Origin of the sequence: Pontibacter chinhatensis (genome assembly GCF_900113285.1) — a bacterium.
In the GTDB taxonomy this organism is placed as follows: domain Bacteria; phylum Bacteroidota; class Bacteroidia; order Cytophagales; family Hymenobacteraceae; genus Pontibacter; species Pontibacter chinhatensis.
Window position 1 is genome coordinate 39,450 of sequence record NZ_FOOT01000011.1, and the last position, 22,475, is coordinate 61,924.

Genomic DNA, 22,475 nt, shown 5'->3' on the forward strand with positions numbered 1-22,475 from the left:
TCAATTGGATGAGTTTCTCTGGACTCCTTTATGTTGCTGATTGGTGAAATGTTCAATGAATTGCTTCTCAGTTACTCAAAAGTAATAGTGTATTTTTCCCTTTAAGAAAAGTAATTGAGTTGTTAATGGTAGCAATTTTTCTAATTCCTGACAGATTGTAAAATTCCCAGCTTTCTCCATTATTCAGAGATTTGAAAATTTCCCCCTGTTCAGTCAGCACATAACCTATATTGGAATTGGGTATAAATTCTACTTGTTCGAAACCATTTACATTCTTAACGTGTATATCATCCCAGCTTCCGTTACGAAAACGCAGTAATCTTTTACTATCAAGAATCTTGTACTTTAGAGTCCCCTTGCTTACATAAGGTTTTTTGTTATCAAGAGTTACCCACAGGTCACCTGAGCCAGATATTGAAAGTGACCGAACAGAAACAGTGTCTGGAACATCTATAATCTTATATTTAGGCTTAAGGTTAACAGGAATTTGATATATATTCCCTTTAGTAGAGTTAACTTCATTCTTTGGGAATGCTGGTTGGGTTTCTGTACCGAATGCAAAAATCAGAGAATGTTCTGGAAAGTATTTGAGTCCTTCAATACCTCTCTGAGCAAAAATTACTAATGGATTATCAGGAGAGTTTTTAATTAGTTCCTTATTATATGTTGTGTCATTCCCATAAATCCAAATATCTCCATCTCCATGTATTGGAATAGATCCTTCTTTACTATTGGCATAGGAACTCAAAATAAAATTTTCACCTATAGCAGTGACATTACTAAGGTGAAAATTTGTAGGCACCTTTGAAGTCACCCAACTTTTGCAATTGTCATTAGTTATAGAAACATAGGAAGCTTGTCCTTTAATGGCTGGATAATAATGTTGTCCATTCTTTAACTGGTTGCTGGTAATAATTGTCACATATTGGGAGCTTGTATCCATAGTCTTGTGCATCTGCCAATTATTACTACATGAAATGGTCATTATAGTAATTGCGATGAAAGAGGATAAACGCTTCAGTGTTCTGCTTCCCAAGGAATTTAATTTACTTATGAGGGGTATAGCAAACACAAGAAATAATATAAAGACATGATCGCCTATTGCCCCCTCCTGCACAGCGTCTTTAACAACTCTGCTATTTCCAATTATTGCTCCATGACTTTCAGTAATAAAATGAAAATCAGAAATTAAAAAATCTTCAGGTGTTACAATTTGTTCTACTTTATTACCTGAAAATTGATACAAGTTCCCTTCATGATCAAGTATAAAGCCAGATGAGTCAGTTATAAACTGATAGTCTTTAATTTCTGTAATTTGTTCAAAGGTAAAAGTTTTCATAGCAGAGGAATAAGAGCCATTTCTAAAGCCCGTTTGATATAAAAGATTCTCGTTTTAATCAACCAGCTACAAATTCGCATAGAGTTGATAAACAAATATGATAGTTACACTTTACCCTCCAGCAGAAAAATTTTACATAATCGCATAAGCTTGGTAGAGTCAAAGTTGTTCGGCTTACACCATTATGTAATTACATGTCTATCTAGTTACCTATCTGAGTGGCTCTTTAACATATTTGAATATATTATGGCTCTCGCGGCATTAACTAATGTAGTTATTACTGGGAACGCCCGAGCAATATATGTAACTAAAAGCCACTATATTTGGACCTGCAGATTTAACTTGACAGTCATTATGAACTGAGCCTTTGTATATAGTAAAAGGTACACTTTAAAAGACGCTGATAATTATTGAACTACAGTATTAGCTGATTCTCAATTTGACATAAATGCTCCTGGGTTCAATTATAACATCTCCTAATGGTTCTTATCTATTTACTGGCACTTTCTGCTATTTAAACCCGATGTGTAAACTCTTATCTTCTTGGTAGTAGTACGTCCTTCTATGTTTGCAGTAGGCAATTGGGGCTCCTAGAGACTTCATTTCTCTTATATATTCTAACAGAGCACTTCGACACAAATTCATGCGATCTGCGAATTGCTCGGGTGTACCAGTTGATTTCCTGCGTATAAGAGAGTCCATCCTTTCAACTCTATTCAAATATTTCAAGAAACTCATAAAATTGTTAAAAAAATTTACCATTGAACTAAACCAGAGGAATCAATGAATTGAGTTAAACATTAAGGCATGATGCTTTAATATTTAACTAACTTATTGACTCAAAATTGGATAACACGAAATAGGCTCTACTTGAGCAGAAAGCATATGACGGAATTTCCCAGAAGTGTCTATAATATTAAAATATTATAGGTTTTTTGTTGTCTGGTGAACAGTGGATGTGGAAGAGAATGCTTTGTTTTCATATATAATTTAGGTTCGAGTGATCAAAAAAAGGAGAGTGGCAACATAAAAAGCTATGCACTTTTTAAATTAATAGGAGATATCCTCTACTTGGAGTATCAGAATGGATAATGCTCTCTCTCAGGGGTAACTTTTATGTAAAGAAATCTTACAGACATATAAAATATATACATGTATCGATATATAAATCTATACATAAACCTTTAAGCAATTAAGGAATATCTATCCAGAAAAGTAATTGTTAATATAAAAAGGAATAACAAAACTTTAGCAACAATCCCTATACATCCTTTTAATTATAAATGCTTAAAGACACTATTCTTGAGCTTTATTATTTAATATTTTCAGTAAAGTGTAACATCTTTGATTTAGGATAACCAACCTAGTAATTTCTTATAGGATTATTGATGGCCTAATAATCAATAGATACTAAGTTGATTGCGAAGTTGGTAATTCGGAGCCTTTTCCATAAAGAAATTGAAGGGGAGGATAAGGGATTCTGCTACTGCCTTGATCCTCCAAAGCAAAGGACCTTATCGTAAAACAGTACGCAGTGGTGGGGGCTTCGGCCTCCCATAGTCTGGTATGTGGCGGCGAAGTGCTGCGGCAGATTTGCACGGGCTGGAATTTGTCATCTCTTGGAAAGTGCCACCCAGCGGCCCCAGGCAATTGACAAGTATATGACACCCAGCCAACGAACGATGGTAAGAAAAAAAAGCCCCTGCAGCTATACGCTTGCAGGGGCTGAAACAATCCAAACAAACAATTCTTTCTTACTCTGCCTCCAGCCTGGTCGGCGTAAACTGGCTTAATACCTCTTTTATACCTTCAATTCCGCCGGAAATGTTTTCCATCTGGGCAAGCACCTGCCCTACCTGGCTATTGCCCCCTAAGCCGCTGACTTTGTTGTTGCGAACAAAAGTGGCTTTGATATCCTCCCAACGCTGCGCTTCAGCTTCTGTCATGATTCCGATGAGCTGCTTGAATTTAAGCATATTCGCTTCGGCGCCGGAAGTGAGCGTCTGTGACTCGGCTTCGTAGTGCGAGAGGATGAGCGTCTGCAGTTCCTGATCGTTCATGATGGGCATCACCTTTTCGGCCAGCTTGTTCATATTACGGTAAGAGCCCTGCAGCTTAAAGGCCGGCTCGGTGCGGTACTCATCGGACTGGGCTGCCGAACGAATATACTCCATATTCACATTTAGGATCACGTCCTGAATCCTGAGCAGCTTTTTAAGCACCAGCACATACTCGCTTAGCTCCGCTGCCGAGTGGTTGCCTTCAAACTCCAGTCCCTCGCTGTTGCCGGTTTCAGCCAGCTGGATCAACGCATAAATATCCTTCTGGCTCTTCGCCGCCAGCTTCGCCAGCACGGTATTGGAGGTCAGGGCATTTTCAATATAGCTCAGCCGGAACACATCTTCCGTATCACCGATGATGTCACCCAGGTTGTAAATATCGGCGCGGTTGGCGAGCATGTCCGGAATACGAAACTTCTCTCCCGTTTCAGTATAAGGGTTACCGGCCATCACCACACATACTTTCTTGCCCCGGAAATCATAGGTTTTGCTGCGGCCTTTGTACACACCCTCAATCTTGCGCTGGGCGTCACAGAGCGAGATAAACTTCTGCAGGAACTCCGGGTTGCAGTGCTGGATGTCATCCAGGTAAATCATCACGTTGTCGCCCATCTCAAAGGAGAGGTTCAGCTTTTCCAGCTCTTCGCGGGCAGCGGCATTGGGTGCCTCACTCGGGTCCAGTGCCGTGACCTGGTGCCCAATGGCCGGACCGTTGATCTTCATAAAAATAATGCCCAGGCGGTTGGCGATGTACTCCATGATGGTCGTTTTGCCATAGCCGGGGGGCGATATCAGCAGGAGCATGCCCATCAGGTCGGTACGCTTGGTCTCCCCTGCCGAACCAATCTGCTTGGCCAGGTTGGCGCCGATCAACGGCAGGTACACCTGATCGATGAGTTTGTTGCGCACAAACGACGAGAGCACACGCGGCTTGAACTCGTTCAGACGCAGTGCCTGCTCAGCCTGCTGCGTCAGATTCTTTTTGAGCTCTGTGAACTGCGTAAAGGCCGTGGCCGTGCGGGAGGTATAGTCACGCAGGCGACGCATGAAGCTGTGGTAGTGCAGCTGGTATTGCTGGCCCTGTACCTGCTGGTGCGCGCCCTGCATCCCTTGGATGTTCTCCCTTAAGACCGTGTGCACCACATGCTGTGTGTGGTAGCTGTCGGTGAGCAACAGCGTGGCCACCTCGGCCACAAACTCGGCTTTGTCGTGCTGGCCGGCTTGCGCGATGTAAGCCTTCAGCCAGTGCTGGATCAGCTCGAACTGGTGCGTCACGTTCTCCTCCAGTCCCTTTATCGATTCCTCAAAGCGGTCCAGCACACGTCGCTCCGTCAGAAAGTGCTTGAAGCCGCTGTAGAGCGCATCGGCCTGGCTGTCGATGACAAAGTGATAGCCCCTGGTCAACTCATAAAACAGGTACTCCCCCGCATCAGCCGCAATGGCTTCTTTGCAGAGCCCTGTCTCTTGCTGAAAGGTATATACTTCCTGCTGCAGCCCGGACTTCACGTCATCAAACTCGTGGGTGTCAGGGAAGACCTGCAGGATAACGCTTATCCCTTGGAGTTGGTGCTGTAGTAGCTTCTTTTTGGATTCCGGCGCGAACACCTTCCAGTACAACTGCGCACAGGCCCTGTCAATGGAGGTAAAACGGAGCAAGTCTGCTGTTTTGATCAGGCGTATGAGCGCTGCCAGAATAAGGGCCGCATCGTGGTCGTGCACCCCCTTCATGTAGCCCTCGTTGAAGCGAACGGCCATGAACTTGTTTACATAGTCCGCCAGCTCTGCTCCGGTCAGTTTGTGCAGTTCATCCAGCGTGAGGTAGCGCAGGCTGTTTTCGGTTTGCTGCCCGCCTATACCTTTGTTCTGCGCCGCTTCCAGCACTTTAAAGGCAAGGTACTCGGCACGGTATACCTGGTTGTTCTCCGACACCAGCGACTGTTCCCACACCGGGCGGTAGCTCAGGAACCGGTCGTCGGTGATCTTCTCGAAAAAGTTGGTGCCGGTGAGGTGGTAGTACATGGCGTCGTCCCGGTGCACCACGCTCAGCTCCAGCGGCTGGGTGTTTACCGTAAACTGGTGCTTGCCGAACTTCAGGATGTTGGCGCCCTCCACAAAGAGCTCCTGCTTGTCCTTGAGCTGACGGATAGCGTCTTCCTTCAGGGTTTTGAGGCGGCTCTGGATGGTGTCGGCCTTTACCGTATCGCCAATCGCCAGAAGCTCCTCCACCGTGCTCCGCACCTTCTCGATCATTAGGTCGGAGGCGAAGTAGCCGTTAATCTCACTTACCGAGCCCAGTTTGCCGGCACGGTTCTGAACTGCCTTCAGGATACGGTCTGCCGCCTGCTGCAGGCTGTTAGCCCGCTTGTTCTGTGCCTCTTGCAGTTGCACCTTCCTAGACTCGAAGGCGCTGTAAATCTCCTCCCGCTTTACCGAGAGCTGCTCCATGAACTCATCGAAATCAGGGAAACGTCCTTCGAGCTCCTCCAGCTGCACCATCAGCTTGGCCAGGTATTCCTCGCATCGCTGCGGTGAATCCGACACGTCGAGGTAGTTGACTACGCTCTGGCTGATGAGTTTGATCTGGGAGTTGAACTCAGCTTTTCCCTCCTGACTCAACAGGTCCTTACGCTTACGGCGCAGGGCGGCCCTGGTTTGGTTGAAGGTAGCGTAAATGGCCGAGATGGTGTCGATGATGCGGGTGGTCTGGGTGGCATCGTCTATCTTGAGATTGCTCACCACATCGATCAGCATTTCCAACTCCGCCGACACCGCCGCAATTTCTTTGTCCGTTGCGTCAGCTTCTATTACCTTCCCTATCCCTTCAATAGCCGTGTTAATCTCCTTTACCTTCTTCTCATAAGGTGCCAGCGCATCGGGCTGCAACAGGAAAGCCACAGCTCCGTTGGCGGTTTCCTGGGCAAAAGCCTGAAGTTGCGTTTCGTACTTCTCAATGGTCGGCAGGTCGGTATAGCGCAGTTCCTTGAGCGAAATCACCTCGCCGCGTACGCCCCGCAGGTCGGCCAGGTATTTCACATAGTCGTTGATAACTTCTGCCTTCCTGTGCCTGAGCGTCTGGATGAGTGCATCGGCCTGCCCGAGCACCTTTCCGATTTGTGCCTGCGTGTTTTTCTTGATGCTGAGCACTTTCTCGTACTCCTCTACCGCCGCCGTGCCCGTCTGCCGGATAGCCGACAGCGGAGCCGCCAGGTTATAGGTTTCGGGACGGGTGAGCCAGTGGTAAGAATCCAGCACATCCGTCGTTTTCTTGATCAGGTCCAGGTACAGGTTGGCATAAGAATCCTCTTTGTGCAACAGCGTCAGCACCTCGTTACCCTCGGCCATCGCCCGCACTATATCCTTATTGCCAATCTTGTAGAGGTAGGACTCCTGCGTAACCGGTATGGTGTAGTTCGGCCCGATGTACGGTGTCTGCCAGATCTGAATGGCGTGGTGTTTCTGCGCTTCTTCATCGGCCCGGAAATAGCACAGCTCCCCGTTCTCGTAGATGGCGTAGCCGTGGCAGATGATCGGTGTCTCGATCTGCTGCGTGATCAGGTTATAGGACAGCAACAGGTAGATGCTCTGCTCCTTATTATAGAACACGTACAGGAAATCCTCACCGTTCGGGGAAGCAATGCGCTTCTCGAAAAGCATGTCCTGCAGGTTGTTGTCAAATTGCTTGAACTCGCCCGTCTGCAGGTAATAACCATAGGCATACATGACGCCCTGCCCATCCGGCAACAACACGCAACTGTGCTCCAGCGCGTCGATGCGGCGCGCCTCTTTGAGCTTGGAGTTGAAGACGATGAAGCGGTAGTGGTTCTCCCGGTAGGGCCTGATTTTTAAAAGGATAATATTACCCAGAACGGCGTAGTAGATTTCCGAATCGTCCAGTGTCTGGTCCTTTTCCTCCACCTCCTCGGAATAAATGCCGTGGCCCGAGTCGGTGTTGTCTTCTACCTTAATGGTCAAGTCGCCGCCGACAGTCTCCACAAACACCTTGTCTTCGATGGACACGTGCGGGAACTTGCCTTTACGATGCGCCTCGCGCGTCACCCGCCTCCAGCTGAAGTCGTGCTGGTTCGGGAACACATACTCGTGGTCGCTGCGGTTGTCGATGTAGGTAACCGTGTCGCCTTTGAGCAGCCACTTAAAGGTCTTAATGTCGTTAAGGCCCTTGCCCACCCGGAACACCATGTACAGGTAATTCCCGATGACGGCAAACTTAACGAACTGGGTATGCTTGTAGTACTTGTAGAGCTTCTGAAAGTCGTCCAGGAAAACCTTGTCCTGCAGCAGATCGAGTGGCTGCTGGTGGAAGCTGTGGTCCTCGTAGGTATAGACGCCGAACACATCCGACAGCTCCACCTCCGACTTCAGGCCGAGGTATACATTGTAGCCAAACAGCAGCGTATAGCCCACCGGCACCATGTCCGAAGGCACGCAGTTGTTCTCGGTGGTGATGCGCTCGGTCGTAATCAGCTTCGTCTCGATCGCCCCAAAGACGCTCTTCCGCTCCTGGTTCAGCTGCTCCAGCTGCGCACGTAATTCGGCACCGCTTTTCTGCAGGCGATTTCGTAGGATTTCATAGGTTCCCCCCTCCAACTGCACGTTCCCGGCAACTGAAGAGGCGGTGGTATTGGTATCTTCCATGTGGGTGGAGGATTAAAAATTCAAGATAGGAAAATGGCGCACATGTACCTGATAAGCGGGGCGCAGTCACGCTGAGGGCTGTGCCTATTTAGCCGGATGAGCCTCAGATGAAACAAACTGATCGATATGCGCCCTGATGTATCTCACTCTTGACTTCCACAACGGCTCTGCTTCATCCAGGTCGTAAAATTTATCATCCAGCTCATTCAAGGGATTTTCATTGTAGGACTCACTGAAGCTCTCCAGGGTGCCGTCATCAAATTTTTCAAGGTCTCCACTAATAGAGGCATACAACTTGTTTGCTTCTTTCATAAGGTGAGCAAACTTTATAGCCCCAACAGTTTCAAATCCTTCAACAGCCATATTTGCGTACTGCCCGCTGGAGTTGAAGTAGAACTGGTTGAAACCTCCATTATTGACTTCTCCCTCCACTATCCAGGTAGAGAAGATGGCCTGCTGCCCCTTGGTTAACCTTTGGACGTTCTGGAGTTCGTTCTCATAGTCCTCCCCGATAATTTCATAGATATTATCAAAAACCGTCTGCTCCAGCTGATCATCTGGCACAGCTTGCAGTATTTCAGCTGTCAGTCTCTTATAGATAGGCCTATTTTGAAAAGCTTCTGCAAATTTGTTCATGGCATCCATTTCCGAATCCCGCTGCTCCTCACGTGCTTGCCCGTTGTAACCAAACAGAGATGATAATCCCGCTATCATAAGCATTATAGCTCCTATTGCTTTCAAAGATATTTTTGAAACATTATTTAGTGCGCCTCTACAACCTTAGTTATTCTCATAGCAATATTTTGTACTAATGGCTGCCACAGGTAAAGGAAGCCCCCTCCCTTTTTCTTAGCGAGGGGGCTTGATGGAATGTTAGTTCAATGAAATGTAAGGCTTATCAGCTATTCCCATGGCGGTGGCCGCAGTGGTCAGCTGCTTCAGTGTGTTGAGCGTACTCTCGTCTGCGCTGCTTTGCATCATCTTCAGCAACAGGGCTGACACGCTTAGGTTGCGAACATCCTCCGTGTTCATGCCGAACTGATTCACAAAACGCTGCAGGTTCTCACGGAAGTCCACGTGGCCGTTACCATTGGGCTGGAAGAAGGTTTCCTTCACAGTGTGCAGCACTTCGCTGTTGCCTACCAGTCGGTCTACCTGCTTGCCCTTGGTGATGGAGCCCACAATCTGGTCGAAGAACATGGTCTCGCCACCCACAATGTCGATCTTCGCTGCTTTCAGGGCCTCGGCGATTACTTCGGCCTGTGATGCGGCAATGTCTTTCTGAATGTTGATGTGAGCCAGCTCGATGGCCTTGTCTTTCTCCAGGCGCAGCTTGAACTCCTCATGCTCTTTGCCCACGCCATCGAGCTTGCGCATGGCCTCGGCTTTCTCCTCTATTCCTTTGGCATCCACAGTAAACTTCTCACCGATCACACGGGCCTCGGCCAGCCCGCGTTTCTCTTCTGCCGCTGCCAGGTTTTCTACAACAGCTGCCTCGGCTATACCTTTCTCTTTGGTCACTTTGGCCGTTACCATGCCCAGTTTCTCGTCAGCTTCAGCTTGCGCGTTAGCCTTGGCCTTGATGACCAGCGCCTCAGCCTCTCCTTCTTTCTGACGGGCATGGGCTTTGGCCTCCATCACCTGCGCCTCTGACAAACCAACGGCCGCCGCCTGTGCCGCCTCGGCCTCGGCCATCGTCTTGATGGCCTGTGCCCGGTTGTTGGCCGACACTTGCTCTGCCTCAGCGTCGATGAGCATCTGCTTGGCACGGTACTCTGCTGCCTGACGCGCCGCCTCCGCACTCTTGATTTCTTTCACCAGCGCCTCTTCCGCCTCTTTCTCCGCATTCTTAATGGCCACTAGTTTCAGACGGTCCGCCTCGGCAATTGCCTTCGTGTCCTTGATCTTCTCTTCTTCCTCCACCACGGCTTTCTCCACCGTCACACGCTCCCGGATAATGCCCTGGATGTTCTTGCGCTCTTCCTCAATGGCTTTCTCTTTCTCTATCTGCGCCAGCGCCACGATACGCTCTTTCTCGTTAGCCTCCAGCAAACGGGCCTGCTCCACACGCTCGGTCTCGATGGCGTCGGTGCGCTCCTTGCTGCGTTCTGCCACCAGGATCTGGCGGTCCCTGTTCTGCTCCGCAATCTTTACTTCCTCATCAGTGGCTATGCGGGCTTTCTCTGCCTTCAGACGCTCTTCCTGGCGCACTTTCTCCATCTCAGCAAACTCGCGGGCCTTGATGTTGGCAATTTCGCGCTTCTGCTTTTCCTCGTTTTCAGCCAGTTGCTTCTCCAGTTCCAGGATGGTTTCCTGGGCCTCCACGTTCTGCTTTTTAATCGTCTTTTCCTTCTCGCGCTCAATCAGGTTCGCCTGCACTTTCTGGCGCGCCGTCAGGTCAATGATTTTCTTGATACCCTCTGCATCGAGGATGTTGTTCTCGTTGAGGTTCGTGATGGGGGTCTGCTCCAGGTAATCGATGGCGCAGTCGTCCAGAATGTAGCCGTTCAGGTCGGTGCCGATGGTCTGCAGGATCTGGCGCTTGAAATCATCGCGGCTCTGGTAGAGGTCCACGAAGTCAAAGTGCTTGCCTACCGTTTTGAGTGCTTCGGAAAACTTAGCATCAAACAGGCTCTCCAGGGCCGAGTGGTCGGAGGCACGCTTGCAGCCGATAGACTGCGCCACCTGGATCACGTCCTCCGGCGTTTTGTTCACGCGCAGGAAGAAGTTCACCTTGATATCAGCTCTCAGGTTGTCCTTACAGATCAGGCCTTCAGAACCGGTTCTGGAGATCACAATCGTTTTCAGGGTGATATCCATCACCTCCAGCTTGTGGATGATCGGAATCACAAAGATGCCGGAGAAAGACACTTTCGTATCGCCCAAACCGGTTCGCACCAGCGCTTCGCCCTGTATGGCTTTCTGGTACATTTTGATAACAATGGCTATGAGGCCAAGTACAACTACCGCCATGACAACGACGACAGTCCAGGATAAGGTTGTAATCATTTGTGTTAAATTGTTTCGTAAGGTTCTATCAGGTAAAATTTGTTTTCAGCATTATAATCTATGATCAGCGCGGTGTCACCCTTTCTGATGCTGTTAGCAGAGGTCGTCTTTACATGAAGTAAAAGCGGGGCGCCGGATGTTTTTACCGCAGCCTGCCCCAGTTCAGTGGCACTTGCGGGAAGCAGGACAGTGCACACCTGCCCAATGACTGTTGTGCTGGACTCGTGCTCCTTTTCAAGCGCAGCGAACAGCTTTACAAAAGGGGCTGTCAGGAGCTTCGCGACAAACAAGCCCGCGATGAAGGACGGAATCAGGTACAACAGCCCCAGCAGTTGGTAATCGTTGTTCAGGTAATGGTTGGCAAGAATCGAGAGTACCCAGCAGGGCAAGGCCCAGAAGGTCAGAAACACCATCAGGGGCACTTTCCCCAAGTTAAAGAAAGCCAGGGCGGAATTCAGCCAGGTAACAGACGAAACACCGTCTGCATCTACTTTAGCCTCTAGCTCTATGTTAAAGAACTCAAGATCTAGCAATCCAAAAATCACAGCCACCCAATAGAGCAGCACAAACACGAGGAAGGCGGTTGGAAGGAGATTGACACCTGAAAAAGCGGCTTGTAGAAGTTCCGCCATACACTTTTATTAAAATTGAAACGATAAAGGTAACGGGACGGCAACAGCTAACAGGCCGTCCCCCGTGTCATGCATAGGTTTTCACCGGCTGCATGCAGCATTCACTCAGGCCTGGGGCTCCCCTGCGGTGCCCGTACTTAGGCCTAGCTTTGCCTTCAGGGCAGCCACATCTTCTGCAGCCTTTCTGGCGTCACTCCCCTGCAGGGCTTTGTCTATCTCCGCGTCGATCGACCTGCTTTCCTGGGCGATCTCGCCGTAGGACTCTGCCAGCGCCTCTTCCACAGCCACCTTCTCCTTCATGCGTTCCAGCAAGGCCACGGTGCTATGCGAGTCGATCTGGGCCAGCTGTTTGTTGATGGTTTTGGTTGCGTTACTCACCGTTACCCTGGACTTAAGCGTTTTCAGCTCATTTTCCCACTTGCTGATGGTGGATCGCAGCTGCTTGATGTTCTGGTCCAGCTGGGCAACGGAGGCCTCAAACTTCTGCCGATCCTGCTGTGCCTGCGTAGCCAGCTGCACGTTCTCCTCCTTCTTCAGCAAGGCCTCTCCCGCCAGACGGTCGGCCTCTGCCGGGTTCAGGTCCCCCTTATGGGCACGCTGCAGCAACTGCACGGCCTTCCCCTCATACTCCTGGGCTTTGGAATGGTAATTTTCCACATCGTTTCTGGAACGGATCGCCATGGCTTTCACCTCGGCCAGTGCACGCAGACTCTTATCGAGATCCTCTTTCATGTCCCGAATGCCCTGTTCCGTCATTTTGATCGGGTCTTCCAGTTGATCAACAGCAGCGTGTGCCTCTGCCTGCCCGATTTTGAATATGCGTCTGAATATGTTCATGATGCTTCTGTATTTAGTTTTTGGAGAATTGAATCAGTTGATCGGAGTATTCGCTCAGCAGTAGCGCCAGGGAATTGAAGGTGGCCTCAATTTCACAAAGATCCAGCGTTTCCATCTGAAGCGTGTCCCGGAAGATCACGCGGCGCCCGGTGTCATCCAGCACAAAGGCGCCATGGATGATGTCCCGGTTCTTCTGCAACAGGCTGCGGTATATCTCGGTGGTCTGCGTAGGCAATTCCAGCAGGTACTGCTCTATGATCAGCAGCGGGTCTGTGCAGCCAATCACCAGATTCTTGATGCCCAGGCTCTCTTTCTCCACCACGAACACACGCTCCTGCTCGTCTTCGTGCATTATCTGAAAGTCCAGCTCCAGCAGAAAACTTCTCACCTTTTGAAAGTAGTTGTTTACCATAGATTAATTTTAGGCTGAGTAAGAATGGTTGTTTCTTTAAAGTTCGTTTTTAACCCTTTGGGTATAGCTTGAAAAGGCATACTTGCACCTGATGATATAGCTGTAAACACCGGGCCCAAGGGAGGGTCAGGAACTTCCTTTGCTTTGTAAAATCAGGTTAGTAACCGGCTGCAAAAAACAAGATGTGGATGGCTGCCGCGAGAATTTCTGCAACACCAGACAGGGTGCTGTTTGGTGCGATAATGTTAGTTATTTAGCCTCTAAAAAGCCAATCTTATCAAGAATAATCACCCTTCAGCGCGTATGCTCATGTTTATAGCAACACATTAGGTTTATTCCACTTAATCGGCTTTATTTGCTGATGTAATAATACTATAAAAAGAAATACGCTCAAAATATTAGCAGGTTATTTTTTTATTATGTCGTATATCGGGAAAAACATCAAGAAGATTAGAACCGTCAGAAAGCTTAGCCAGGCTGCCTTTGCGGAGCTTTTCGATCTAGCCAGGCCAAGTGTCGGAGCATATGAAGAAGGGCGTTCAGAGCCTAAAATTGACACTCTAGTACAGATCTCTAAGCACTTCGGAATATCTATCGACATGCTCCTGACCAAGGAGCTTACCATAAATGACCTCTATGGTTTTGATATTTTTAAAAGGGACTACTCAAGAGAGGAATTGCTCAAAAAGATAGCAACCCCGGAAACTTCCCCGGAAGTGGCGACCCTTCTTGTGCAAGGCAGTCAGTTCCTTAAGTACATTGCAAATCACCAACGCCCTGCGCAGCAGCAGCACTTGCAGACCATCCAGCTGCCTGCCCAGGGGAAAAGAAACACCCGTGCCTTTGAAGTAACAGGCAGCGAAATGCTGTGCCAGCAAAGCGGAATTTACCCTGGTGACATCCTTTTATGTGCCGCTGCGGATAAAAAAGCGGCTGATTCCCTGCAGACTGGGCAGCCGTACGTAGTCGTCACCCGCTCTGAAATATTAATTAGAAGGTTTGCGGGCATTGTAACATCGACTGTACTTCGGTTCAGAGCTGATAATCCGGCGTATAGCCCGGTGGATGTGCCAATAGAGGACATACTGGAGCTATGGGAGTCAGTTGGGGTATACAGCACTTACCTAAAGCCGCCCGTAATGGTGGAGGAACGCCTGGCCATACTGGAGCAATCAGTGCAACAGCTAAACCAAAAGCTAAAAGAACTTGGCGTTTAACTCCCCTTCTTGTTCTCTTGAAGACTTTGACAACGCCAGGAAAACAGCACGCCACCGACAGGAACAGGCAACACTTGGCTTCATCCAATCAGTTGTTCTATATCCCTGAATCAGGTTTTCTGTTACAGGGTTAGCCCCTGGTTGTTTCATCCAATACATGATTCGCGAATAGAGAATTTCCAGGCACCGCCTCCAGTTCCAGCCACTCCAGCCCCTCGGGGAGTTCCCGGTTGTTGAACTCCAGGTGTATTACCCGGCGGTGCTTGTTGTTCTCCGTCTTGGAGGAGGCATGCAGGGTCAGGGGCTTCATCAGGTGCACGCCGCCCTTCCGGACCTTGCAACACTTGCTTTCCGCCGTTTCCCGCAGCTCAGCGATCTCCCCATCCGTGAGGATACCAAAGTTTGTCTTGGGTATTATCCGCAGCGCCCCGTTCTCCTCATCAGTATCATCCAAATGAATGCGCACGGTAAAGGCACTCTGCAGGTACTCCAGCGGCGGGCGCACACTCACCAGCCCCGCCTTGTTGGTCCATCCACTAAAGCCTGCTGCCTCCACTTTTTCCTTCACATTAATAGGCACGTCCTGGTGCCAGGTCACATACCAGTTCGATTTGGGAGGCTTATCAAAATAAATTGCCTTGGTCAGGAAATAATCAGCACCGAACCCTTCGCGAATGAGCGTGCACAGGTTCGAGTTGAAGAGCAGCTGCCTCAGGTTCGGTACCTCCTGCAGGAGCCCCCGGATGGCAAACACATCCTCCGACCTTCTGAAGCGTTCCTCGCTTTCAGTTGCCCTGGTAATGGTGGAAAGAATCCTACCCACTTCTTTCGTGGTATAGATATTCTCCAGCACGGCATAGCCGCGGCGTTTCACTTTCGTGATGCTATGCTCCAGCTCCGACAGGTTTAGCTCCTTGTCGTACTGCTCGGCGGCATTGCGCATCTTCTCGTGTATCCGGCGCTTAAGCTTGTATGGCTTAAGCACTTTCACACAGTCCCCGAAGCCAAGAATCTCCCGTTCCAGCTCGAAGTTAAGCTGCACCTGCAGGCGGATGATAATGCCGTTGCCCACCTGCTCTACCAGCTGCTGGGAGTGGTGCAGGGGTTTGGTGAGCACATAGGGCGCGTTCTCCCGGTTCACAAACAGCTCCACCTCCTCAGGCCCGTCATTCGGATTGACTGACACGCCCACTACGTGCTGAAAGTACTCCGACAGGCTGAGCCCCTCATTCTCCAGGTAAGGTTCGTGCGACTCCCCCACTTCCAGGATACGGTCCAGAGCCAGGAGCAGCACCGGCTGACTTCGCTTCCTGATTCCCAGCACAAACCAGCGGTTGCGGTACTCTTTCAGGAAGTACGGGTGAAACGTGAACGCCTGCGACTCCTTTGCCTTGAAAGACTGGTACGTCAGCAGGACCGTCCGCTTTTTGATGATAGACTGGTACAGGGCATCGATGTGCTCCAGCCCCTTCAGGTGCTCGTTTTTCTCCAGATCAATGACGGGTGCCTGCTTCGTCTTGGCCGTATGGATGCGGTCCTCCAGGCGCTGCACCATGCCGTTGAGTTCGTGGAAGTGCGTAAAGCCCTTGAACTGCCGCAGGATACCGGCTACCTCGGTCAGCTTGCCCAGGTCCTGCTCCGTGAGCGGAATGTTCGTGATGGAGTACTCTGGGTCCTCATAGGCATAGTACTTCTTGTCAATCACAATGATGGGCGCATTGTAGCCCAGCTTATCCGAGCGCATCATCTGCAGGTCCATCTGCACTGTGCGCCGGCTCACGCCCTTGTCAATGCCCTCGTACTCGTACAGGGCTTCCGAGCAGGCATCAATCAAATCCTCCAGCGTCCACTTTCTGTACTTGTTGCGCAGGCAGTTGTCGAGCGTGCGGTAACGAATCAGGGCGTTGCGGTTTACGGGCATAGACCAGGATAAATGAATACGATTATAAGAGAACCCTACTTGCTCCAGGTTGCTGAGGGGATATTACTTTCCAATATGTTACACACCAGCTTGGGCCGGGCAGCAGGGATAGGGCAAGTAAAGTAAGCGAAAAATGATCAGGCTGCTACCTACTGTACTGAAAAAATTGTACTTTAAAGCCACTAATTCATTCAGCACAGCTCCTGTAGCCACAGGCACTTTGAATAGCCGTGGTAAGAAGCACAACAGTACTCATGACGCTTACCGAAGATCAGATTATACAGCTTGCCCCCGACAATGCCTCTGTCAAGGCGGGCCAGCAATTGGCTAACCAGGCTAAGTGGGTCTCCCGCTATGTACACGAACAGGCGATGTGGGGTGACTGTCAGGGCAGCGGGAAAAACCCCTACAGAACCATGGTGGACCTGCAGCAAATTGCCTTCAAGTGCTCCTGCCCCAGCCGTAAATTCCCTTGCAAACACGGACTCGGCCTGCTCTTTCTCTATGCCAGGCAGCCTGGGATATTTACCAGTGCAGAAACCCTGGAACCGCAGGTAGCAGAATGGTTGCACAAACGGGAAAATCAAGCTACCGCAAAGGCACCCAAAGCAGACAAGAACGGTAAACCTGTTGACACGAAGGCACAGGAAAAACGGGCTGAAGGGCGCGACAGGAAAGTAGCAGCCGGTATGGAGGAGCTCCGCACCTGGCTCAAAGACCTCGTGCGCCATGGAATCAGCCACGTTCCGGCGGAGGCTTACACCTTCAACAAAAATATTGTAGCCCGCATGGTGGACGCTCAGGCCCCGGCCGTGGCAGGCAACCTGCGCCGCCTCAGCGATTTGAACTATTACCAGGATGGCTGGCAAAAACCTTTCCTACACAGCATATCCTCACTTTACCTGCTAAGTGAAGCATACCAGCGGCTCCCTTCCCTGGATGAAGCCCTGCAGGCTGATGTCCGGACGCTGATTGGGTGGAATATTCCCAAGGAGCAGGTCTTGCTGCGCGATGGGGTTCTGGACCAATGGGCCGTGTTGGCAAAAATATACGAAACGGAAGAGCGCCTTAGCGTCGAGCAGGTGTGGCTTTACGGTTACCAGCATCAGCGCTTTGCCCTGCTCCTTAACTTTTACGGTCCGGGGCAGGCCCCGCAGCATAACCTGGTGCCAGGCACCTTGCTCGAAGCTGAGCTCGTGTTCTACCCTTCTGCCAGTCCGCTGCGCGCGCTGATCCGGCAGCAGGGAGCTGCCAGCAAAGCCGTGCCCTTACCTGATGCCGGGCCCTTTACATCCCTGCTTACCAAGGTAACCCAAACGTTGGCCGTGCAGCCCTTTGCCACACAGCATCCTTTTATGGGAAGTACGGTCCGCATCCTTTATCAAAACCAGTCGTGGCAACTGACAGATGCAGCATCCAACTGCCTGCCCTTGCTGAACGCGGATACAGATGGATGGCGGACACTGGCCATAACAGGAGGAGCTCCCTGCACTGCCTTTCTGCTCTATGAGCCCGCAGGCGTACGGCTCCTTGCCTTTTGGTTTGATAATCAATTTTACACACTGACCTGAGCATGCTACAGGAACTCATAAAATCCGCCATGATCGGGAACAGCAAGTATGTTCCCACTGCCATCCCTGCTGTGCTGCAAGAGGCGCATGAGCGCATGCAAGCCACCAGCGAAAACCGCGAAGATGCGTTTCTCAAGCTGACAGCCGCCTACCTGCTCATGGAGGAGGCGGGCAAAACGTTGCCCCAAAGCCATGGAACCCTTCCTCCTGCTCCTTCCGAAACAAGACCTTTTGTCCCTGCAACGGCAGCTGCCCTCTTGCAGCAGTTTTTACGGGCCAAAGAAGAAGTCCTGATTGACTACTTTATTCACCGCTGCAACACTCAAAACAAGGTGGTGCTCCCTGCCCTGCTTCCGGAGCTGCTCGCCAGGGCCGCGGATAAAAAACAGAAACGTACGCAAACACTGCAGGCCTGCGGCACCCGGGGAGCCTGGCTGGCTGGCATCAACCCGCAGTGGCAGCACCTGAACGCACCGGCAGAGGACCAGGTATGGGAGACAGGGACCTGGGAGCAGCGGAAGGCTTATCTCAGGGAAATCCGCCAAACCGCACCCGATGCGGCCCTGGCTTTATTAGAAGCCAGCCTGCAGGAGGAAACCGCCAATAACAGGGCAGAATTACTGGGAATCCTCCTGAAAGGGCTTTCTTTAGCAGATGAGGCCTTTCTGATAGCGCAACTAGACGACAAAAGCAGCAAGGTAAAACAGGTGGTATACGAGCTACTCCAGTCCCTGCCCGGCTCTGGCCTGTACCAGGAAGTAGCGGCTTTTGTGAAAAGCGTGCTTACCATCAAGGAAGAGCGGACACTCCTCTTTACCAAAAAGAAAGTGCCTCATCTCAACAGGGAGGCTGCCCTTCCGGAAACACTTGTGGCGGCAGGCTTGGAGAAGGTGAGTAGCCAACCAGGAGTGGAGGATATGGATTTCTGGCTGGCTCAGGCCATCGCCTGCCTGCACCCAGACTTCTGGCAGGCAGCCTACCAACTTTCCCCAAAAGAGGTCGTGCAACTCTTCACCAGCCATAAAGCGCAAAATCTCTGGGTCCCCTACCTCGTGCAAAGCGCTGTCAGGTACAGCCACCGGGAATTGGCGCAGGCCCTGCTTGAATCTGACCCGGTAAATGTGCTCGAGTTACTGCCGGTGCTTCCGTTGCAGGAGCGGTTCAGGTGGGCCGATAAGTTCATCGCGCAGCAGGCCTATCAGTACCTGTACCTGCTCCTGGATGAAGGCTATACCCTGATTCCGGCCAGTGTATGCACGGCCCTGTTGCAGCAGCTCGTCCAACAGCCCTACAGCCTCAGCCAACAGGATTACCTCCGCTGGGCCCTGCAAATGCCCCCTTCCCTGTTGCCTGTCCTGCAGCAGTACATCCTGCAGGAAAATGAGGCTTACCAGGTACGGTATTTCAGGAACATGTGCACCGAGATGAGTCGCATCATACAGACAAGAGAACAACTAAACGCATCTATCTAAACAACACATATGTCAAACGTTTTACGCCAGCACGCCGAGCAGCAATTCGCGCAGGAGCTGGAAGAGGTAAGAAAGCAGGACCGGAACGCGGTGCCGCAAAACTGGCGCATGTCACCGCAGGCAGTGGTCACCTACCTGGTTGGGGGCAAGCTGCCTAACGGATTTGAGGTCACCCCGAAGTATATCGGCAACCGCAGACTAATGGAAATCGCCGTGGCCACCCTCACAACTGACCGGGCCCTCCTGCTCTACGGCTTGCCGGGCACGGCCAAGTCCTGGGTTTCCGAGCACCTGGCCGCTGCCGTTTCCGGAGACTCTACCCTCCTGGTACAGGGCACCGCCGGAACCGGCGAAGAGGCCATTCGCTACGGCTGGAACTATGCGAAGCTCCTATCAGCGGGCCCGGTGCCGGATGCACTGGTGGAAACGCCCGTGATGCGTGCCATGCGGGAGGGCAAAATAGCCCGCGTGGAAGAATTAACCCGTATCGGCTCGGACGTGCAGGATTCCCTCATCACCATCCTCTCCGAAAAATCACTCCCCGTACCGGAGTTGAACACCGAAGTGCAGGCAGTAAGAGGCTTCAATGTGATTGCCACGGCCAATAACCGCGACAAAGGCGTGAACGAACTTTCCAGCGCCCTCAAGCGCAGGTTCAACACCGTAATCCTACCCGTGCCTGCCTCCATGGAAGAAGAAGTGGAGATTGTGCAGCAGCGCGTGCAGAGCTTCAGCCAGAGCATGGAACTGCCCCTCGAGAAACCAATCACAGAAGAAATCCGCCGCATCGTGACCATCTTCCGGGAGTTGCGCAGCGGCGTGTCGGCAGACGGAAAAAGCAAACTAAAATCCCCGTCCGGTACGCTCAGTACCGCCGAGGCAATCTCCGTGATGAACAATGGCCTGGCCCTCTCCCACCACTTTGGTGACGGCAGCATGAAGGCTGACGATGTCGCCTCCGGCGTGATAGGCGCCGTGATAAAGGACCCGGTGCAGGACCGGATCGTATGGCAAGAGTACCTGGAGACAGTGATGAAGCAACGTGAAGGCTGGAAAGACCTCTACCGCTCCTGCCGCGACATGCTGTAGAAATCCGGGTTTCTCCCACAGGTTTGATTAGACGAACTAGGACACAAACAGATGGTTCACTTACTTGGTATCCGGCACCACGGCCCGGGGTCTGCGCGCAACGTCGTGCAGGCGCTGGAGCAATTGCAGCCGGACATTATCCTGATTGAAGGGCCGCCCGAAGGGGAAGCCCTGCTCCGATGGGCCCATGACCCGGAGATGGCCCCGCCTGTGGCGCTACTGGCCTACATGCCGGACTCCCCGCAGCAGGCTGCCTTTTACCCTTTTGCCACCTACTCACCCGAGTGGCAGGCCATACAATATGCCCTGGCGAAGGGCCTGCCGGTCCGGTTTATCGATATGCCGCTCACGCACAAGTTTGCCCTGCAACAGACAGAAACAGAGGAGACACCCGAAAACCAGGACCCGGAAATACAGGCCATCCACCGGAACCCCCTCAGGTTCCTGGCCGAAGCGGCCGGCTATACCGACGCGGAGCTCTGGTGGGAGCAGCAGTTTGAGCTGCGCTATCACGCCCTGGACACTTTTCAGGCCGTGGCGGAAGCCATGCAGGCCCTGCGCGACTCCCTGCCAGAGCAGGAAGATCGCTTGGAGCAGGTACGGGAGGCTTTTATGCGAAAGGGCATACGGACGGCCCAGAAAGAGCAGTATGCGCGCATTGCCGTCATCTGCGGTGCCTGGCATGTGCCTGCGCTGCAGCACATGCCCAAGCAGAAAGCGGATGATGAGCTGACCAGAAAACTGCCGAAGGTAAAAGTCGAAGCCACCTGGATACCCTGGACCAACAGCCGCCTCTCCTTCGAGAGTGGCTATGGCGCAGGCATCAACTCGCCCGGCTGGTACGAACACCTCTGGCAAAAGCCGGACGATGACGGTACGCACTGGCTCATCCACGTAGCCCGGGTTTTCCGGGCGCACCAGCTCGATATCTCCTCGGCACACGTCATTGAGACGGTGCGGCTGGCCCAGACCCTGACAGCACTGCGGGGACAGGCAAAGGCTGGCCTGCAGGAGCTGAACGAGGCGGTGCGCACAGTCATGTGCATGGGCGACGAGGCACAGCTGCAGCTTATCTGGCGCGAGCTTATTGTGGGGCACAGCGTGGGCAGCATACCGGCGGCCTCGCCCCAGGTGCCCCTGCAGCGGGACCTGGAGCTATGGCAAAAGAAACTGCGCCTCAAACCGCAGGAGGGCACCAGGCTCCTGCAGCTGGACCTGCGTGAAGAGCCCGGGCTTCAGAAAAGCATACTCCTCCACCGCCTGCGCCTGTTGGGAGTGCATTGGGGCGAGAAAAAGGCTGTGTCGGGCAAAGGCACCTTCAAAGAGGAATGGGAACTGAACTGGCAGCCGGAGCTCAGCATACACCTGCTGGAAAAAGCGGCATGGGGAAACACCTTGGAGGAAGCGGCCACAGCCTATGTCACCCATCTGGCCGGGCAGGCGAGACAGCTGCGCGAAATCACTTTTTTGCTGGGCGACGCGATACCAGCCGAGCTCCCTTTGGGTGTGGCGGCGCTCATGCGCCGGATGGACGAACTGGCAGCCAGCACCTCCGACGTAACGGAACTGATGCAGGCCTTCTTGCCCCTGGTGCAGATCAAAAGGTATGGTCACGTGCGCAACATCAAATCCGACACGCTGACCCTGATCATGGATTCACTGGTAGCCCGCATTTGTGCCGGTCTGCCCGCTGCCTGCAGTGCCATCGACGAGGAGACGGGCGAAAGCATCGCAGGGCTGATTGTCCGGCTGGAACAGGGTATCCTGTTACTGGAGGAGGAAGAATACAAGGACGTGTGGTACGCTACCCTGCTGGAGCTTCTGGACACCCATCAGGCCAACGCCCTGGTCTGCGGTACCTGTTGCAAAATTTTACAGGAGGCAGGCGTGCTACAGGAAGAACAGACGGCGCAGGAGTTCAGCAGGGCGCTTTCTCCCGGAACAGATCCGGCCTATGCCTCTTCCTGGCTCGAGGGCTTCCTGAAGAACAGTGCCACCACCCTAATACTCGACGACCGCATCTGGAGCATACTGGATGCCTGGCTGGCGGAACTGCCGGGCGAATTGTTTCAACAGGTGGCACCCATCCTGAGAAGAACCTTTGCAGACTACACGGCCTCCGAAAAGCGCAAGCTGGCCGAGAAGGCTAAAGCTGGCGGCGCACCTGTGGCAGTAGCAGCTACGGAGCTCAACCTGGACGAAGAGCGGGCAAGGGAAGTATTGCCCGTGTTTTACAAAATAATCGGCGTGGCCTAAGCATGGA

General features: G+C 51.8%; 13 protein-coding genes. 5 read left to right on the forward strand and 8 right to left on the reverse strand.

Annotated features, from left to right (window positions below):
* Positions 1-67 precede the first annotated feature (67 nt).
* The 7 genes from BM040_RS19840 to BM040_RS19875 form a co-directional block, all read right to left on the reverse strand.
* On the reverse strand, positions 68-1,339 hold the full coding sequence (locus BM040_RS19840; RefSeq protein ID WP_092105230.1) for a hypothetical protein: 1,272 nt from the start codon (positions 1,337-1,339) through the stop codon (positions 68-70).
* Positions 1,340-3,093: 1,754 nt separating this feature from the next.
* Positions 3,094-8,052: a DNA repair ATPase gene (locus BM040_RS19850; protein ID WP_092105234.1), complete on the reverse strand. Its 4,959-nt coding sequence runs from the start codon at positions 8,050-8,052 to the stop codon at positions 3,094-3,096.
* Between the two features lie 84 nt (positions 8,053-8,136).
* Entirely contained in the window at positions 8,137-8,793 is a 657-nt protein-coding gene (locus tag BM040_RS19855) for a DMP19 family protein (RefSeq protein ID WP_245756312.1), read from the reverse strand.
* A gap of 132 nt (positions 8,794-8,925) precedes the next feature.
* Positions 8,926-11,061, reverse strand: coding sequence for a flotillin family protein (locus tag BM040_RS19860; RefSeq protein ID WP_092105236.1), 2,136 nt, complete (start codon positions 11,059-11,061; stop codon positions 8,926-8,928).
* Between the two features lie 5 nt (positions 11,062-11,066).
* Entirely contained in the window at positions 11,067-11,693 is a 627-nt protein-coding gene (locus tag BM040_RS19865) for an OB-fold-containig protein (RefSeq protein ID WP_092105238.1), read from the reverse strand.
* A 105-nt stretch (positions 11,694-11,798) separates the two neighbouring features.
* The gene (locus BM040_RS19870; RefSeq protein WP_092105240.1) at positions 11,799-12,530 is read right to left on the reverse strand and encodes a PspA/IM30 family protein; all 732 of its coding nucleotides are present in this window, start codon (positions 12,528-12,530) and stop codon (positions 11,799-11,801) included.
* A gap of 13 nt (positions 12,531-12,543) precedes the next feature.
* On the reverse strand, positions 12,544-12,942 hold the full coding sequence (locus BM040_RS19875) for a YbjN domain-containing protein (protein WP_092105242.1): 399 nt from the start codon (positions 12,940-12,942) through the stop codon (positions 12,544-12,546).
* A 419-nt stretch (positions 12,943-13,361) separates the two neighbouring features.
* Here BM040_RS19875 and BM040_RS19880 point away from each other — a divergent pair, with 419 nt between their 5' ends.
* A complete protein-coding gene (locus tag BM040_RS19880; RefSeq protein ID WP_092105243.1) occupies positions 13,362-14,159 on the forward strand; it encodes an XRE family transcriptional regulator in 798 nt (265 codons plus the stop codon).
* A gap of 130 nt (positions 14,160-14,289) precedes the next feature.
* Here BM040_RS19880 and BM040_RS19885 read toward each other — a convergent pair whose 3' ends face one another.
* Positions 14,290-16,080, reverse strand: a complete 1,791-nt coding sequence (locus BM040_RS19885) for a phytanoyl-CoA dioxygenase family protein (protein ID WP_092105245.1) — start codon at positions 16,078-16,080, stop codon at positions 14,290-14,292.
* Between the two features lie 254 nt (positions 16,081-16,334).
* Between BM040_RS19885 and BM040_RS19890 the strand changes: the two genes are divergently transcribed.
* The 4 genes from BM040_RS19890 to BM040_RS19905 are packed head-to-tail and all read left to right on the forward strand — an operon-like array spanning position 16,335 to position 22,468.
* On the forward strand, positions 16,335-17,651 hold the full coding sequence (locus BM040_RS19890; RefSeq protein ID WP_092105247.1) for an SWIM zinc finger family protein: 1,317 nt from the start codon (positions 16,335-16,337) through the stop codon (positions 17,649-17,651).
* Between the two features lie 2 nt (positions 17,652-17,653).
* The gene (locus BM040_RS19895) at positions 17,654-19,123 is read left to right on the forward strand and encodes a DUF5691 domain-containing protein (protein WP_092105249.1); all 1,470 of its coding nucleotides are present in this window, start codon (positions 17,654-17,656) and stop codon (positions 19,121-19,123) included.
* Positions 19,124-19,132: 9 nt separating this feature from the next.
* The gene (locus BM040_RS19900) at positions 19,133-20,212 is read left to right on the forward strand and encodes an ATP-binding protein (protein ID WP_092105251.1); all 1,080 of its coding nucleotides are present in this window, start codon (positions 19,133-19,135) and stop codon (positions 20,210-20,212) included.
* A gap of 51 nt (positions 20,213-20,263) precedes the next feature.
* Positions 20,264-22,468: a DUF5682 family protein gene (locus BM040_RS19905; protein ID WP_092105253.1), complete on the forward strand. Its 2,205-nt coding sequence runs from the start codon at positions 20,264-20,266 to the stop codon at positions 22,466-22,468.
* Positions 22,469-22,475 lie beyond the last annotated feature (7 nt).